General features: G+C 43.2%; 17 protein-coding genes, 1 pseudogene, 1 riboswitch and 1 other annotated feature. Of the genes and pseudogenes, 9 read left to right on the top strand and 9 right to left on the bottom strand.

Features of this window, described 5'->3' with window-relative positions; all coding sequences use genetic code 11:
* Positions 1-104 precede the first annotated feature (104 nt).
* From M1D84_RS17915 to fabF, 6 genes and pseudogenes are all read right to left on the bottom strand, one after another.
* Entirely contained in the window at positions 105-986 is an 882-nt protein-coding gene (locus tag M1D84_RS17915; RefSeq protein ID WP_458106361.1) for a glycerophosphodiester phosphodiesterase, read from the bottom strand.
* Positions 987-1,078: 92 nt separating this feature from the next.
* Positions 1,079-2,413 carry a glycerol-3-phosphate transporter gene (gene glpT, locus M1D84_RS17910; RefSeq protein WP_061110460.1) on the bottom strand — a complete coding sequence of 445 codons (1,335 nt, stop codon included), beginning with the start codon at positions 2,411-2,413 and terminating at the stop codon, positions 1,079-1,081.
* Positions 2,414-2,637: 224 nt separating this feature from the next.
* Positions 2,638-3,408 (bottom strand): SurA N-terminal domain-containing protein, encoded by a 771-nt coding sequence (locus tag M1D84_RS17905; RefSeq protein ID WP_024424429.1) that lies wholly within the window; start codon positions 3,406-3,408, stop codon positions 2,638-2,640.
* A 152-nt stretch (positions 3,409-3,560) separates the two neighbouring features.
* Positions 3,561-4,295, bottom strand: coding sequence for a hypothetical protein (locus tag M1D84_RS17900; protein ID WP_458106474.1), 735 nt, complete (start codon positions 4,293-4,295; stop codon positions 3,561-3,563).
* Between the two features lie 885 nt (positions 4,296-5,180).
* Positions 5,181-5,624, bottom strand: a pseudogene (locus tag M1D84_RS17895) (thioredoxin domain-containing protein); the annotation flags it as partial.
* A gap of 141 nt (positions 5,625-5,765) precedes the next feature.
* Entirely contained in the window at positions 5,766-6,998 is a 1,233-nt protein-coding gene (gene fabF / locus M1D84_RS17890) for a beta-ketoacyl-ACP synthase II (protein ID WP_332285414.1), read from the bottom strand.
* 103 nt (positions 6,999-7,101) lie between these two features.
* Between fabF and M1D84_RS17885 the strand changes: the two genes are divergently transcribed.
* The 8 genes from M1D84_RS17885 (at position 7,102) to M1D84_RS17850 (ending at position 12,179) form a co-directional block, all read left to right on the top strand.
* A complete protein-coding gene (locus tag M1D84_RS17885; protein WP_024424426.1) occupies positions 7,102-7,938 on the top strand; it encodes a helix-turn-helix transcriptional regulator in 837 nt (278 codons plus the stop codon).
* Positions 7,939-8,104: 166 nt separating this feature from the next.
* Positions 8,105-8,365 (top strand): metal-sensitive transcriptional regulator, encoded by a 261-nt coding sequence (locus M1D84_RS17880; protein ID WP_003217059.1) that lies wholly within the window; start codon positions 8,105-8,107, stop codon positions 8,363-8,365.
* Positions 8,366-8,487: 122 nt separating this feature from the next.
* Positions 8,488-8,970 (top strand): DsrE/DsrF/DrsH-like family protein, encoded by a 483-nt coding sequence (locus tag M1D84_RS17875; protein WP_268416376.1) that lies wholly within the window; start codon positions 8,488-8,490, stop codon positions 8,968-8,970.
* Between the two features lie 12 nt (positions 8,971-8,982).
* Positions 8,983-9,336: a rhodanese-like domain-containing protein gene (locus M1D84_RS17870; RefSeq protein ID WP_197172491.1), complete on the top strand. Its 354-nt coding sequence runs from the start codon at positions 8,983-8,985 to the stop codon at positions 9,334-9,336.
* Positions 9,337-9,383: 47 nt separating this feature from the next.
* Complete coding sequence (locus tag M1D84_RS17865) at positions 9,384-9,938, top strand: sulfurtransferase TusA family protein (RefSeq protein ID WP_024424423.1); 555 nt, start codon at positions 9,384-9,386, stop codon at positions 9,936-9,938.
* Positions 9,939-9,952: 14 nt separating this feature from the next.
* The gene (locus tag M1D84_RS17860) at positions 9,953-11,080 is read left to right on the top strand and encodes an MBL fold metallo-hydrolase (protein ID WP_103132643.1); all 1,128 of its coding nucleotides are present in this window, start codon (positions 9,953-9,955) and stop codon (positions 11,078-11,080) included.
* Between the two features lie 33 nt (positions 11,081-11,113).
* Positions 11,114-11,344 carry a sulfurtransferase TusA family protein gene (locus M1D84_RS17855; RefSeq protein WP_041106141.1) on the top strand — a complete coding sequence of 77 codons (231 nt, stop codon included), beginning with the start codon at positions 11,114-11,116 and terminating at the stop codon, positions 11,342-11,344.
* A 58-nt stretch (positions 11,345-11,402) separates the two neighbouring features.
* Positions 11,403-12,179: a sulfite exporter TauE/SafE family protein gene (locus tag M1D84_RS17850; RefSeq protein WP_046313651.1), complete on the top strand. Its 777-nt coding sequence runs from the start codon at positions 11,403-11,405 to the stop codon at positions 12,177-12,179.
* A 35-nt stretch (positions 12,180-12,214) separates the two neighbouring features.
* Here the strand turns inward: M1D84_RS17850 and M1D84_RS17845 are convergent, their stop codons facing one another.
* Together M1D84_RS17845 and proS are read right to left on the bottom strand one after the other, a co-directional pair.
* Positions 12,215-12,391, bottom strand: coding sequence for a hypothetical protein (locus M1D84_RS17845; RefSeq protein WP_162860209.1), 177 nt, complete (start codon positions 12,389-12,391; stop codon positions 12,215-12,217).
* 144 nt (positions 12,392-12,535) lie between these two features.
* Complete coding sequence (gene proS / locus M1D84_RS17840; protein ID WP_197172488.1) at positions 12,536-13,969, bottom strand: proline--tRNA ligase; 1,434 nt, start codon at positions 13,967-13,969, stop codon at positions 12,536-12,538.
* Positions 13,970-14,011: 42 nt separating this feature from the next.
* Positions 14,012-14,207: a binding site (T-box leader), on the bottom strand.
* Positions 14,208-14,356: 149 nt separating this feature from the next.
* A riboswitch (purine riboswitch) is annotated at positions 14,357-14,456 on the top strand.
* A 77-nt stretch (positions 14,457-14,533) separates the two neighbouring features.
* Here proS and M1D84_RS17835 point away from each other — a divergent pair.
* Complete coding sequence (locus M1D84_RS17835) at positions 14,534-15,706, top strand: MFS transporter (protein ID WP_024424418.1); 1,173 nt, start codon at positions 14,534-14,536, stop codon at positions 15,704-15,706.
* A 58-nt stretch (positions 15,707-15,764) separates the two neighbouring features.
* On the opposite strand, the gene M1D84_RS17830 is transcribed toward M1D84_RS17835, so the two are convergent.
* On the bottom strand, positions 15,765-16,532 hold the full coding sequence (locus M1D84_RS17830; protein WP_024424417.1) for a GNAT family N-acetyltransferase: 768 nt from the start codon (positions 16,530-16,532) through the stop codon (positions 15,765-15,767).
* Between the last annotated feature and the right edge of the window lie 19 nt (positions 16,533-16,551).

The raw sequence follows: 16,551 nt of genomic DNA, 5'->3' as shown, positions 1-16,551 counted from the left end.
TCCATGTTTTATTTCGGATTACAACGATCCGTTTTCAAACTTGAAGGTGTTTTTTATTTGTCTCATCTTATGGGGTCAGTCCCGGACCGCAAGGCTTTTTTTATTTAGAGTGAAGCTTTTACACGGTTAAAGACATCTGGATAGTTGGTGAAAAGACCGGTGACGCCGTATTGCAGTAGACGGGTCATATCTGCTTCGCTGTTGACCGTATATGGATGAAGGAGGAGTCCATGGCTTCTGACCTGCTGGACGTTTTCAGGTGTTAATGCTCTAAAATTCGGTCCGACCCCTACAGCGTACGTTTTGATGAAGTTGAGCTGATCGTCTGTGATCGATGCCATTTGTGCTCTGTCTAATAGTTGTACTTTTGGCAGGCGTGGAGCTAATTTCTGCAGCTTTAGCAGGCTGTCTTCACTAAAGGATTGAATGATGACCTGGCCTTTTCTTGTGTGTTTCCCAAGAAGGTGATGTTTCTTTAAGGCGGCCAATAGTTTTTCTTCCATTTGCGGATAAAGGTCTGGTTTTTTTGTTTCAATATAATAATTCTCTCGTTTGCCGAAATAGCGCAGCACCTCATCTAATGTAAGGACTCTCTGTCCGATATAGTTGGCATTTTGTCTGTCGGGATTTGCTTCGTTAAACCATGTACCAGCATCAAGCTGTTTGATTTCAGCAAGTGTGAGGTCTTTGACCCAGCCTGTTCCGTTAGTGGTTCGGTCAACGGTTTCATCATGCATCACGATGAGATGTCCATCCTTTGTCATTTGAAGGTCGAGTTCGAGGTAATCTGCATTCATCTTTGTGGCGAGCTTGTAGGAAGCCAGGGTATGCTCTGGTGCATACCCTGATGCTCCGCGGTGTGCAACGGTTAAGATGCGATCTGGAGATAAAAGGTTTTCATGTGCCGATACGGTGGCCGGCACCCACGCAAAAGACAGTAAAGCAAAAGAGAGCAACACGAAAGCAAGTAATCTACTTTTCTTCATATTTTATCCTCCTTTTACGGTAACTGCCTCCATCATAAGAAATAGATGTAAAGAGCATGTTGGGCGGATATGAATCTTTTATGTGATTTTCATTAAGCTTGCTCTACGCGCTTTCCTGTATTCCATGTCATGGCGAGGAAAACAATCGCAAGCACACAAGAACCAACCAGTAAAATGAAGCCTCCTGTCCAGTCATAGTGATCTACGACGACACCCATCATGGCATTGGCAAAGGCAGAGCCGCCAATGTAGCCGAAGAAGCCTGTCAGTCCGGCAGCAGTTCCAGCCGCTTTTTTCGGAGCGAGATCAATGGCTTGAAGTCCAATGAGCATGACCGGTCCGTAAATCAAAAAGCCGATGCTGATGAGGGCAATGTTATCGACCATTGGATTGCCTGCAGGGTTTAGCCAGTAAACAAGAACGGCAATTAACACCCCGGCCATAAAGATGACGCCAGCTGGTGCGCGGCGGCTTCTAAAGAAGCGGTCACTGATCCAGCCGCACAATAATGTACCAGGAATGCCTGCATATTCATAAAGAAAATAAGACCAGCGTGAATGCTCTGGTGAAAAGCCTTTTGCTTCTGTTAAGTAGGTCGGCGCCCAGTCAACGACACCGTAACGGACAAAGTACACAAACACGTTGGCAATGGCGATATACCATAGGAATTTATTGTTGAGTACATATTTAAATAAAATCTCTTTCACTGTTAATTCTTTTTCTTGATCCTCATACTTTTGGGCCGGATAGTCATTTCGATATTCCTCGATTGGCGGAAGACCAGTGGATTGCGGGGTATCCCGTACGAGAAGAATGATCACGAAGGAGACGATAATGGCAATGATGGCAGGGAAGAAAAAGATACTTTTCCACGTCGCAAACAGCACAATCCCTAATGTGATAAGCGGTGCAAGAATTCCGCCGCCGATATTGTGAGCGACGTTCCAAATGGACATTTTCGTACCACGTTCACTAACCGAAAACCAGTGCGCCATCGTACGCCCGCATGGCGGCCACCCCATGCCTTGAAACCAGCCGTTTAAGAACATGAATAAAAACATGATCCATACACTGGATGTGACCCATGGAAATGAGACAAATAGGATATTGATAAGAGCTGATAAAAAGAGTCCGGCAGCTAAAAAGTATCTGGGGTTACAGCGGTCTGAGATCATCCCCATGATGAATTTACTAAAGCCATAAGCGATAGATACAGCTGCAAGTACAAAGCCTAATTCACTTTTCGTGAACCCTTCTTCCTGTAGATATGGAATGGCAAAAGCGAAATTTTTGCGCAGCAAATAGTAGCCCGCATACCCGATAAAGATGCCTAAAAAGACTTGCAGCCGCAGCCGCTTATACGTCTCGTCTGTTTTGGCATCATCAAGCCTGTCGATATGTGGAGCAGGTTTAAACCATTTGAACATAAAGATCCTCCTTTTGTAGATGTCCGATTGACTGAAGCAAAAGTACGAGAATTGCTTTTGATCCTGTACCTTTTCAGAGACAAAAGAATTGTTAGCGCTTTCTTTTGTACTCCCATCATATCGGATGGAAGAGACGTTTATGATGAGGCTTTTGTCATAAATTTGGAAAAATGGTTCATGAAGTAACAAAAAAATCCGCACAATGGCGGATTTTTTCTTAGCAGTTATAGAGACACATTAATTTTCGCAGACTTCTTTAGTTTTTCAATTTCTTTTTGGACTTCTTTTTGCTTTTCTTGAGATTCTAGCTGTTTTTTAATTTGTGATTTAACCTCTTTGTATTCTGGTGCTTTTTGCTTTTGTTTTTTCATTTGGTCTGCGTATTGATCATAGTACGCTTTGACATCTTTCTCAGAGACGGAGGCTGATTTGATTTCTTTGTCGACATATTGGCTGTATTTGATGCTGTCGGCAATGTCGCTTTTCAGCTGATCCAATGTGAGTCCGCTCTTTTTCAGTGCTTCTTCGAATTGAGCGTTGTCTTTAAACTGTTTCTTTTCTTCCTTTAGCTGCTTATCTACCTCTTTGTCAGAGGCTTTGAAGCCCTTCTTCTCAGCATCTTGCAGGATGAGCTCTTGGCCTACGAGCGCATCAATGGTTTGTTTCTTGACTGCTTTTTCGCCTTCTTTAGAAGTGGGGTCTTGCCCGGACTGCTGAAGCTGGCCTTGAATGGTAGATAAAGCGCTATTGTATTCACTGCCTGTGATTTTGTCTTTGTTGACAGTCGCAACGACCTTTTGATCATCGATTTTTTGTGCGTCTAATTTCTTTTGCATTTCTTCCATTTGCTTTTGCTGCTCTTTTTGATCAGCCTGTGTTGTTTCCTTGTTTTTGGCTGAATCGTTTTGCTTATCTTGTTTGGCATCGTTTGACGAGCAGGCTGCAAGTCCAACAGATAACAAACAAGCGATGAGTGTGTATGATACCTTTTTCATCATTTTCTCTCCCTTCGGTATGAGAACGTCTAGTGCGCATTCTAACCGTTTTTTAGGAAAAATAAAACCGTACAGACAATTTGTTAGCGGATTGACATGTTTTTTATCTGTTTGTCCTCATTTTGTCTTCTCATAGTCATCTCATGACAAACTCAATTGTGGAATAATTGTTCCATCACTTCTTCGATATCGGTGATTGGCTGGCGGCAGCTGTAGTTTTCACAAATATACACGGTGGTTTTGCCATCGATTGTTTTGTAATCTTTTGTAAAGGGCGCGATCTTCGCTAATTCTTCCCCTGTTTCGGCAGTCAATATGATATCAAATGGCACGAAGCGTTTTTGAAGCGCCTGTAAAAGCTGTTCTTTTTGAGGGTCGCCGTTTTTTCCGAGAATGATTATTTCTCTTTTCGTTGCATATTGACTTAGGAGCCCTTGCAGAAACGCTGTGTGTCCGCTTGGGTAGGAAGAGACATCGACATAAAAGGCTTGGAACATCTGCTGTAATGTGTCTAGCCAATCCTGACGTCCGGTCAGTCTGCTTAGCATGAGAAGGTGCTTGAGTGCAGTGCTGTTGCCAGAAGGCATGGCACCGTCGTACACTTCTTTTTCTCGAACGATGAGCGCTTCCGCGTCTGAACCTGAGAAGAAAAAGCCCCCATTTTCCTTGTCCCAAAACAGCTCAAACATGTTCTCGGCAATGGCTGTGGCTTTTTCCAGCCAATCTAATTCAAAGGTCGCTTCATATAAAGACATATAGGCTTTTAGCATATGCGCATAATCCTCGATAAAGCCGAGATGCTTCACGTCACCTTCTCTATATCGGACCATGAGACGATCATGTTGAACAAGATGTGTTTCTAGAAAAGACATCGCCTGCTTCGCCATATGGATCGCTTCCTCTTCATCAAAGACCCTTCCTGCTTTGGCGAGAGCTGCGATCATCAGCGCATTCCAAGATGTAAGCACCTTGTCATCGACAAGCGGCGCGGGTCGCTGCTGTCTGACTGATTGTAAAATATACCGGGCTTCTTGCAGCTTAGACTGAAGGGTTTTATCATCGATCGAAAAAGAGGCTTTGATGTCCTCAAAAGAGGTAGAAATGGTATGAGGGATGTTCTCCCCTTCAAAGTTCCCCTCTTCTGTGATGTGATAGACTTCGCAAAATAAAGCGCCAAGCTCCTCCCCTAAATGGGTGATGATCTCATCTTTTGACCAGACGTAATATTGTCCTTCTTTCCCTTCAGAATCTGCATCTATCGCTGAATAAAATGAGCCGCCCGGATTCATCATATCTTGTTTGATAAATTGGATCAGGTGTTGGACAAGCTTTTTATACTCAGGTTTTGAGGTGAGCTGATACGCTTCTGTGTAAGCTTCCATCAGCAAGGCGTTATCATACAGCATTTTTTCAAAATGCGGCACAAGCCATTTTTCATCCGTCGAATAACGAGAAAAGCCGGAACCAATATGGTCATATATACCGCCATTTGCCATTCCATCTAACGTTTTCGTGACTGCATACAGCGCATTCTCCTGTTCAGTCCATTCGTAATAGCGCATCAGAAATGAGAGCATATGAGGTACAGGAAATTTTGGTGCGGAGCCGAATCCGCCATACAGCGTATCAAAGCTGCTCATGAGCTGATAATAGGCTTTGTGAACTGCCTCTTGAGACAGTGTGTTTTCTGTCTGCCCAGCTGCTTTAATCCGCAAGTTATTTGTCGCTTTCTCAGCCAATGATTCAATATGATCCCGGTCGTTATGGTACGCATCCAGCAGTTGTGTCAGTGCCTCGATGAAGCCAGGACGCCCGTATGCACTTCTTTTTGGGAAATATGTCCCCGCATAAAAAGGCTTTTGATCCGGCGTGACAAACACGTTGAGCGGCCAGCCGCCTTGCCCCGTCATCATCTGACAAACAGACATATACATCGAGTCGATATCTGGACGCTCCTCACGATCGACTTTGATGGAAATGAAATGCTCATTTAAGATGTCAGCGACTTGTTGATCTTCGAAGCTTTCGTGTGCCATGACGTGGCACCAGTGACAAGTGGCATAACCGATGCTGACAAGCACAGGTTTATTTTCACGTTTGGCTTTATCGAATGCTTCTTGCCCCCACGGGTACCAGTGTACTGGGTTGTGAGCGTGCTGAAGGAGATACGGTGATTTTTCATGGATGAGCGGGTTGGGTGTTTGGTTGTTTGGCATGGGATCACCTTCCTTTCTATATGTTTTTTAGTATTCTCTTTTCTCTATTTAATATATCAGATTGCTGTTGCCCGTCATCATTTGTCTGTGAGGTATTCCCAAAATAAAAAAATCAAGGGCTATAAACCCTTGATAGCTACATCAATCGTAATGTTTTAACAAGATGGCTGAATTATGTCCTCCAAAACCAAAAGAATTGGATAGCCCATATTTCAATGGAAGCTGTCTCGCTTCTAATACAACATCTAACTTGCAGTCTGGATCTAGCTTCTCTACATTAATAGTTGGCGGAATCATTCCTCGTCTTAAACTTTCCACTAAAGCAATGGCTTCTACTCCGCCGGCAGCACCAAACATATGCCCTGTCATTGATTTGTTTGCCGTTGTTGGAATTTCACCTGAACGTTCACCAAATAATTTCTTAATAGCTAGAACTTCTGAACGATCACCTACTTGTGTACTTGTTGCATGTGCACTAATAACATCAATATCATCTGTTGATATGTTTGCACTTCTCAATGCTTTTTTCATGGCTAAGTAGGCACCTTTACCTTCTGGGTGGGATGCTACCATATGATGAGCGTCTGAACTAGCTCCGTATCCCACTACTTCACATAGTATCGGCGCATCTCTAAGAATCGCGTTTTCTAATGATTCTAATACTAAGATACCTGCGCCTTCACTCATCACAAAGCCATCTCTATCTGTATCGAATGGACGGCTGGCCCGGCTTGGGTCTTGGTTTCTAGTAGATAGTGCATGTGCGTTTCCAAAACTGGCCAAAGATATCTGTGAAACAGCAGCTTCTGCTCCTCCGGCAAATATAATATCTGCATCATCATTTCGGATCGCATTGAAAGCTTCGCCAATAGAGGTGTTCCCAATAGAACAAGCTGTGACTGGTGACAATGATGGCCCTTGTGCCCCTAATCTAATGCTTATTTGGGCCGCAGCTGCATTTGAAATCATCATGGGGACAAGGCTGGGGCTTACTCTTGAGGGACCTCGTTTATCTAATACATTGACATGATCAACAAGCGATTGGATTCCCCCGATTCCTGAACCAACATATACGCCTAAACGTTCAAGATCAACTTGATCTAACTGTAATTGCGAATTTTCTAATGCTTGTTCGGCTGCTGCTAAGGCAAACTGACTAAAACGGTCTAATCGTTTTGCTTCTTTTCTTCCCAATATTTCATCTGCATCGAAATCACGAACGATTCCAGCTATTTTTGTTTTATAATCAGTTGTATCAAAAGAATCAATGAGAGATATTCCCGATTGTCCTTTGATAAGTTGATTCCAAAAGCTATTTACATCATTTCCAAGTGGAGAAATAATTCCCATTCCAGTAATGACAACTCTTTTCATGATCATTCCCTCCTTGTTTTTATTAACTTTAGCCATTGTGTTATCCTATTACAAGTTGTTGTTTATCCTAGTATAATTAATACTCTTTTAAAGGGAGATCTAAATGAAACCTGAAACTAGACTTCAAGCATTATCAGAATTTCTAAAAAATCAACGTTCGAAAATTACGCCTCAAATGGTTGGTTTACCTGTAGGAACCCGTAGAAGAACACCAGGACTAAGAAGAGAAGAAGTGGCTCAACTAGCCGGTGTGAGTCTTACCTGGTATACATGGTTAGAGCAAGGGAGAGATATAAAAGTATCGACTTCGGTATTAGATGCGATTTCTCGTGCATTACAATTAAATAACGATGAAAGGAGATATTTGTACGCTTTAGCGTTAGAGGAAGGAGTGAAACAATCCTTTATCATTGAGAATGAGAAAGAAATCAGTCCGGCTTTAGTGAAAATTTTGCAGGAACTTCGTTATTGCCCGACGATTGTATCTGATAGAAGAAGTCAGATTGTTGGCTGGAATCAAGCAGCTGCGAATGTCTTTTTGGACTTTGAACAAATCAATCCGGCAGAAAGGAATATCATACGCTTACTATTCGCAAGAAAGGAATTTAAAAGTTTAGCGGTGAATTGGGAGCATTTTGTTAGAGGATATATTGCCATATTTAGAACGTATTATGGACAGTATGTGGCAGATGACTGGTATGAGCAATTTATAGAAGAAATGGAGCAGGCATATCCTGAGTTTCGTAAAATCTGGAATGAAAATGAGATCAGCTATGCACCTGAAGTATTAATTGAATTTCGTCATGCTAAGGCAGGTAAAATGTTGTTTAATCTCACTTCATTACAAGTGTATGGGGATACTGATCTAAGATGCAGCGTCTATACTCCAGTTGAGGATACTGATACGGAGCTTAAGTTAAAACGTTTGATTGAAGGCTAGTTATCTTCAATGATTTCTCGTTGGTTGTTAATCTTCTTCATAAATGGTGGAATGTGCAATTCTTTTCACATACGTTCTCTACAAAAGAGAAGGGCAAGTCGTTTGACTAAATACCTCTTAGGGTATACTATCTGTTCATAGAAAGAATAGAAAGGGGTACTTGTGCATGGAATATAATCAGCAGATGAAGAACCGTCTTCGCCGGATTGAGGGGCAGATTAAAGGGGTTCTTGCGATGATGGAGCAGGGAAAGGATTGCCGCGAGGTGGTGACGCAGCTGTCTGCATCACGCAATGCCATTGATCGTGCAATGGGTGTGATTGTGAGTACAAACCTTGAACAATGTGTCCGAGAAAGTCTTGAACAAGGCAAGGATACGGAGGGTCTTGTGAAAGAAGCGGTTGAGCTATTGGTGAAAAGCCGGTAAGAAATTCATCAGCCTTTGAAGGTTGACGGATTTTTTTACTTGTTATAATATACCCTTACCGGTATGTGTATATATTTTTTGTTTTTATATACCCCTATGGGTAATTGTGAAGGAGGAGCAGGATGGCAGAACAGAAAAAACGCACGACGATTGTGCTATTTAGTGGAGATTATGATAAAGCAATGGCGGCTTACATTATTGCCAATGGTGCAGCGGCCTATGATCATGAGGTGACGATTTTTCATACCTTTTGGGGGCTGAATGCCTTGCGCAAGGATGAAATGGTGCCAATGAAAAAAGGTTTTTTAGAAAAAATGTTTGGCAAGATGATGCCGCGCGGGGCTGATCGAATGGGCATTTCAAAGATGAATTTTGCTGGAATGGGCCCAAAAATGATTAAGCACGTGATCAAAAAGCACAATGCCATGACCTTGCCGCAGCTCATTGATATGGCGAAGGAACAGGAGATTAATCTCGTAGCATGTACAATGACGATGGACCTTTTAGGGCTGCAGGAGAAAGAATTATTAGATGACATTCAATATGCTGGTGTCGCCGCTTATTTAGCAGAGGCTGAAATCGGACATGTGAATTTATTTATTTAGTGAGGTGATGAAATGATTCAAACGATTTTGTTCATCCTGGTGATGGGCTTACTTGTGAGCCGTTTCCTGCCGGTTCGAGGTGTGAACCAAATGGATGCAGCCGATATGAAGAAAAAACTGAAAAACCAAGGTCAACAGCTCATTGACGTACGATCACCAGTAGAATTTCAAACAAACCATATTAAAGGGTTTCGAAACATTCCTTTACCTCAGTTAAAAGAACGAGCTTCTCAGCTTGAGAAAAATGAAGAGATCTACGTGATATGCCAAAGCGGAATGAGAAGTATGCAGGCAGCGAAAATATTGAAGAAGCAAGGATTTACTCATATTACAAACATCAAGGGTGGTATGAATGCTTGGCATTAAGCACGCATAAAAAGATACCCCCGCCCCTATATAAAGGAGGACATCATATGCAGCAACCAACAGTCATTTTAGATGCAAAAGGATTGGCATGCCCGATGCCGATTGTGAAAACAAAAAAACAAATGAATGAGCTTTTGCCAGGAGATGTACTTGAAGTGCAAGCTACCGATAAAGGATCAGCAGCGGATTTAGCGGCTTGGTCAAAAAGTGCCGGCCATGAGTTTTTAGGAACAAAAGTAGAGGGTCAGGTGCTCCATCATTTGATTCGTAAGGGCGGAGCGCAAGAGGAAGAGCCTATGATTTCGGAAATATCTTTGAATGCCTTTCAACAGAAGGTAAAAGAAGATCAATCTCTGTTTATTTTGGATGTACGAGAGCTGGATGAATACGAAGCGGGGCATATCCCAGGAGCCGTTCATATCCCGCTTGGAGAGGTGGAAGATCGTGCAGAGGAGTTAACAAGAGAATCGGACATTTATCTCATCTGTCATTCAGGCAGAAGAAGTGAATTAGCTGCGCAAAAGCTAAAAGAGAAAGGATTTCAACAATTAATCAATGTGGTGCCAGGCATGAATAGCTGGACAGGAGCCATTGAAAAATAGGAGCTGAATAAAACATGACGGTAAAAGCCATGACTGCAGAGCAGTTAACAAAAAAGATCGTGGGCAAAGAGCCGCTCTTTTTGCTAGATGTGCGAAATCAAGCAGATGTGCAGGACTGGAAGATTGAAGGGGAAGCAATCGTTGATATGAATGTGCCTTATTTTGATCTGCTTGACGGAGTAGAGGGCCTTTTACAGCACATTCCTAGTGACCGTGAAGTGTTGGTGGTTTGTGCCAAGGAAGGTTCCTCTATCCTGGTGGCGGAGATGCTGTCAGAGGCTGGCGTGCCTGTTCATTATTTGCAGGGCGGCATGAAAGCATGGAGTGAGCATCTAGAGCCAGTGAAAATAGGTGATTTAAGCGGCGGCGGAGAGTTGTATCAATTTGTACGGATGGGCAAAGGGTGTCTGTCCTATATGATCGTGTCCAAAGGAGAAGCTGCAGTTGTAGATGCAGCTCGAATGACGGAGAGCTATATCGATTTTGCAAAAAAGCATGATGTCTCTGTGACGCATGTGCTGGATACTCACCTTCATGCAGATCATATTTCTGGTGGGAAAAAGCTGGCTGAACTAACGGGTGCTACCTACTGGCTGCCGCCAAAAGATGCCGAAGAGGTAACCTTTGAATATAAACGTCTTGAAGAAGGACAGCGGATAACGATTGGAGCAGCTTCTATTGAAATTCATCCCATTTATTCCCCGGGACATACGATCGGCTCAACATCTTTTATCGTAGACAATCAATATCTTCTTTCAGGTGATATTTTGTTCATTGATTCGATTGGAAGACCTGATCTTGCTGGAATGGCGGAGGACTGGGTAGATGATTTGAGAGAGACGCTTTATGAACGGTATATGGCGTTTTCAAAGGAATACATCGTTCTGCCTGCGCACTTCATGACCATCGAAGAAATGAATGAAGACGGCAGTGTTTGGAAGGAGCTCGGCTCACTTTTAAAAGAAAATCATGGGCTCCATATTGAAGATCAACATGTGTTTAGACAGATGGTGACGAAGGGATTGCCTGCACAGCCGCATGCCTTTCAAGAGATTCGTCAAGCCAATATGGGGAAGCTGAACCCAGATGTGGAAGAGCAGCGTGAAATGGAAATGGGTCCAAACCGTTGTGCGATTCGATAATGTCCAATAAAATAAGAAAAGAGGAACGATCAAATGACATCAGATCAAATTTTAGACGTAACAGGGCTCGCTTGCCCAATGCCGATTATTCGAACGAAGAAAAAAATGAACGACTTGGCGGAAGGTCAAGTTTTAGAAATACATGCAACAGATAAAGGGGCTAAAGCTGACTTGGCCGCATGGGCGAAGTCAAGCGGACATGAATTGATCACGCAGACAGAAGAAGGTCACGTGTTGAAGTTCTGGATGAGAAAAGGGTCCTAAAGGATGTAGGGGTATCTGCTGAAGATCCCCTTTTCCTTTTGCAAAGGAGGAGACCAGCGTGGATTTTGCATTTTTGATTACACTTTTTATCATCGGATGTATTGGTTCCTTCTTATCAGGAATGGTGGGGATCGGCGGATCTGTGATCAACTATCCCATGCTGCTTTATATCCCGCCTCTTTTCGGTGTGATGGCACTATCAGCACATGAGGTATCAGGGATTGGTGCCATTCAAGTGCTTTTTTCGACACTGGGTGGTGTACTTGCTTATCGGAAAAGCGGATTTTTACATCGCTCGCTGATTTTATATATGGGAAGCAGTATATTGGCGGGCAGCTTATTAGGCAGTTATGTATCACATTTTATGCCGGAGAAAGGGATGAACCTCGTCTATGGATTACTCGCCATTGTAGCGGTTATTCTCATGCTGATTCCGAAAAAAGGGCAGCGTGCAGACGCAGAGGGAGAAGTCACTTTTCATAAAGGGCTGGCATCAGCTATTGCCTTTGTGATTGGCAGTGTTTCCGGGGTATTAGGTGCAGGCGGAGCATTTATTTTAGTGCCTGTGATGCTGTCTATTTTAAAAATTCCTGTACGGATGACGATTGCGTCGTCACTTGCAATTACGTTTCTTTCTGCGATAGGCGCATCGACTGGAAAGGTATTGACGGGTCAGGTCATGCTTCTTCCTGCTGTTGTGCTGATGGCGGCAAGTTTGATGGCAGCTCCGATTGGTGCGAAGGTCGGTCAGAAAATCAACGCCGTCTACTTGCAATGGGCACTTGCTGTGATGATTACGGCGACAGCGGTCAAAATTTGGCTGGATATTTTATAAAGAAAAGACCAACAAAGCAAACATGTTGGTCTTTTTTATTGGACGTCATCGTGCTCAATATACGTTTCTAGTGCTGGGTGGTACTCTTTTTGATAATGAAGGTTGGGACATGTTTTCACGACTTTGCCTTGCAGGGCATTGGACTTTGAGACTTCTAATGCTGATTTACATTTAGGACAGCGTTCGGCAAAGAATGAGGGCCAGCGTTTCATGTATCACCACTCCAGTTAAATTCTTAAAAACCGATTATATTAATATGAATTATAGGGGATCAAGCAGGTGAGGTCAATGGGTGTTTGGGTCTTTTTAACAAAAAAAGAAGCATCATGAGAGATGCTTCTTTATCGTTCATATTCTTAATAGGCTTTCGCCCAGAACACCATATCAGATGCAGGCTTGCCGCAGCAGACACATGTGTCAGAAATGGTTTCCTGTTCGAATGGAATACAGCGTGAGGTCGCACCTGTTCTTTCTTTAATGTCGTTTTCACAGGCCTCATCACCGCACCACATGGCTTTAATCAATCGGTTTTCTTCCGCAAGAATTTGCTCGATGTCTTCGATTGTGTGGGCGTGTGATGTCTTTTTATGTAATCGTTCTTTCGCTTTTTCGTACATCGTCCGCTGGATGTCTTCAAGCGTTGCTGTGATGGTTTGTTCAAGGGCATCTAACGTGACAGCTTGCTTTTCACCAGTGTCTCGTCTTGCAAGCATCACCTGTCCTTTTTCGATGTCCTTTGGTCCTACTTCTACACGTAGCGGAATACCTTGCATTTCACACTCGTTGAATTTCCAGCCTGGCTGTTTATCGCTTGCGTCGATGTCAGCACGTGCGATGCGGGCGAGGCGATCCTTCAATTCGTAGGCATGATCCAGCACCCCTTCTTTATGAGAAGCGATTGGCACGATACGCACTTGGGTTGGCGCAATATTTGGCGGGAGGACGAGCCCTCTGTCATCGCCATGAACCATGATCATCGCGCCAATGATTCTTGTTGTGAAACCCCAAGAGGTTTGCTGGACGTGCTCTAGTTTTCCTTCACGGTTTAAGAATTCGATGCCAAATGCTTTGGCAAATCCGTTCCCGAAGAAATGAGAAGTGGCAGTTTGCAGCGCTTTTCCATCATGCATCAAGCTTTCAACCGTATAGGTGAAGCGAGCGCCGGCGAATTTTTCCTTCTCTGTTTTTCTCCCTTTAATGACAGGAATGGCAAGGAGATCTTCGCAAAGAGAAGCGTAAATGTGAAGCATTCTTTGTGTTTCTTCAATCGCTTCTTGCTCAGTCTCATGGCACGTGTGCCCTTCCTGCCATAGGAATTCAAGGGTTCTGAGGAAGGGACGTGTTGTCTTTTCCCAGCGGACGACATTGGCCCATTGGTTATATAGCTTCGGTAAATCGCGGTAGGAATGAATAATGTTTTTGTAATGCTCAGCGAACAGCACTTCAGAGGTCGGTCTGACGCAGAGCCTTTCTTGTAATTCGGATTCACCGCCATGTGTCACCCACGCCACTTCAGGAGCAAAGCCTTCGATATGATCTTTTTCCTGCTGAAGCAGGCTCTCTGGGATAAAGAGCGGCATATAGACATTCTCATGACCCGTTTCTTTAATCTGGCGGTCAAGTTCGTCGCGAATATTCTCCCAAATTTTAAAGCCGTACGGCTGAATGATCATACTGCCTCTCACGCTTGAATAATCGACGAGCCGCGCCTTTGTGACAACATCTGTATACCACTGGGCAAAGTCGTCTTCCATGCTTGTAATTTTCTCAACAAATTGTTTCTTTGACATTGCAGGTTCCTCCTTTTTTAAAACAAAAAAGCTGTACTTTAAGTTAGGGACCATTCCTGGTGGTACCACCCTAATTTAAAGCACAGCTTTACACTCAATCATGATAACGGTATGAACCGCTGTATGAAACAGAACTAAATCGGCAGGTTCACTTGAAGATGTCAGTAGGAACTTCTCAGCACCGTTCCCTCTCTGTTAAAGATCGATTCAAGCTACTATTCCAGATCTACGTTGATCCTCGTTCGTTGATTTTTCATCAGTTTACCTGTAAACGGAGGAGAAAGCAAGCTGTTCTGATTCCTTTTACGGCGCCTTTTGTTTAGGTAACAGAATGGCAGTATTTTTCTATTTTTACAGCTTGCGAGTTATGTAAGGCTATGCTAATATATTTGAAGAAAAAAATAGACTTGTATAACCTCAATAATATGGTTTGAGGGTTTCTACCAGGATCCGATAAATCCTGATTACAAAAGCGCGCTTTCCTTTTTTGTAATCAGGGTTTTTTTGTTTGTCTGCACCCTGTATCAAAAGTGAAAGCGATGATATACAGAAGGGATGTTAGACATGAACTGGAGAGTATATTTATTAGCCGTTTCTACTTTTGCGGTTGGATTAGTTGAGCTTGTGGTCGGGGGCATTCTGCCAAGTCTTGCAGAGGATTTGAATGTGTCTCTTGCAACAGCCGGACAGCTCATTACGGTATTTGCGATTGTGTATGCCATTTCAGCACCCGTGCTGCTGACCGCGACAGCCAAAATCGAACGAAAGCGCCTTTATTTAATCGCGTTATTGGTGTTTACATTAGGGAATGTGTTCACTTATTTTAGTTCGACCTTTGCTTTTGTCATGATCTCTAGGGTATTGATCGCGATGAGTACAGCGCTAGTGGTGGTGTTGTCACTCACGATCACTGCTAAATTAGTGGAACCAGCGCATCGTGCGAAGGCATTAGGGCTGATTTTTATTGGGATTAGCTCCTCACTTGTTCTCGGTGTACCGATCGGTATTTTTATTACTGAGAGCTTTGGCTGGAGAGTGATGTTTTTAGGAATCAGTATTCTTTCTGCCATATCGATGGTGCTGATCTATTTTCTATTAGAAAAAATGCCTGTTGAAAAAGTGACGCCTCTTAGAGAGCAGATTCGTTCTTTAGGGCATCCGAAAATTTTTAGTGCACACTTGATTAGTTTGTTTATGCTTGCAGGTCATTATATGCTTTATTCTTATTTCACTCCGTTTTTAATGGAAGTTCTGCATATGACCCCGTTTTGGATTAGTATTTGTTATTTAATCTTCGGACTTGCGTCGATAGGCGGGAATGGATTTGGCGGCTGGCTGAGTGACAAACTGGGTTCAGGGAAAGCCATTTTGCTTGTGACAATCGCGTTTGCGGTTGTCATGTTTACCATTCCTTATACAGCGGGGGTGTTCGCGCTCTTTATGGTGATGGTTGTCCTTTGGGGTGCGCTCAGCTGGGCACTGACGCCTGCTTTGCAGAGTTATTTGATTCAAACAGATCCTGTTACGTCTGATATTCAGCAAAGTTTAAATACTTCGGCATTGCAAATCGGCATTTCGATTGGATCAGCGGTTGGCGGAGTCATGTTTACGATGACCGGTTCATCTGTTGATCTGGCTAAATTCGGTGCTGTGTTTGTACTGATTGCCTTTAGCTGTGCGGTGATTTCGTTGAAGAGACCACCGCTTTATATGGATCGTCAGCATCATGCTGAATAGCTGCCTAACATTAGGCAGCTTTTTTATGTTCATTTCAAATTCACACGAAAAGTACTTTCTATTCAAAGACGGCCATTTCGCTGATTGGTTGGAAGCCGGCACGTTGATAAATATTTTTGCCGTCCGCTGATGCTTGTAAGATGACACATTTTTGTTTATTCTCTGTCTGGGTTAGAAGGTAATGAAACATGTCACTGCCAAGTCCTTTGCCGCGGTGTTCTGCCCTTGTTATGACATCATAAATACCGTAGCTGTCGTTTGTCTCGAATAATAAGCCTGTTGTGACCGGCTTTTGGTGTTCATATCCCACGAACATGCGAGCTTTTGAGTGTAATGCATCAATCGAAAAACGCTGGAAATAGTCTTCTAAGGCGGCGGCCTCAGTCGATCCTTTGAATAGTTCAATAAAGATATGTTTGTAATCAAATAGTGTCTGCTCATCAAGTACTTCCTTGATTGTAAGTGCTGAGGATGTGACTGGATCAATGTCACCTGTATGCTCAAGCATCATGATGGTATTGCGTTCGACCTCTTGAAGCTGATATTCCTTTAATAAATCAGCCCAATCAGGATGGAGTAAACGGTGATCGACCCATGTGCTGAAGATGAGTTTCTGTGACCGCATGTGTTCAATGGCTGCTTTCACTTTATTCGGATCTTGGATTTGAGCTGATGTTGGTAAGAGCAAATTGAACGTGTCAGTCGATATATGAGTATTTGATAGAACGAAATCGTCCGATGCAAAGAAGGCTCCGTTCACAGCAGAGGAAAACAGATGTATCTTTTCTTCTAACTGGTGAATGGCCATTTGTTGTTCAGGATTCATTTAGATCACCTTTTCATTA

It is taken from the genome of Bacillus sp. PK5-006 (assembly GCF_054161415.1).
This window is presented reverse-complemented; position numbering and strand designations above follow the sequence as displayed.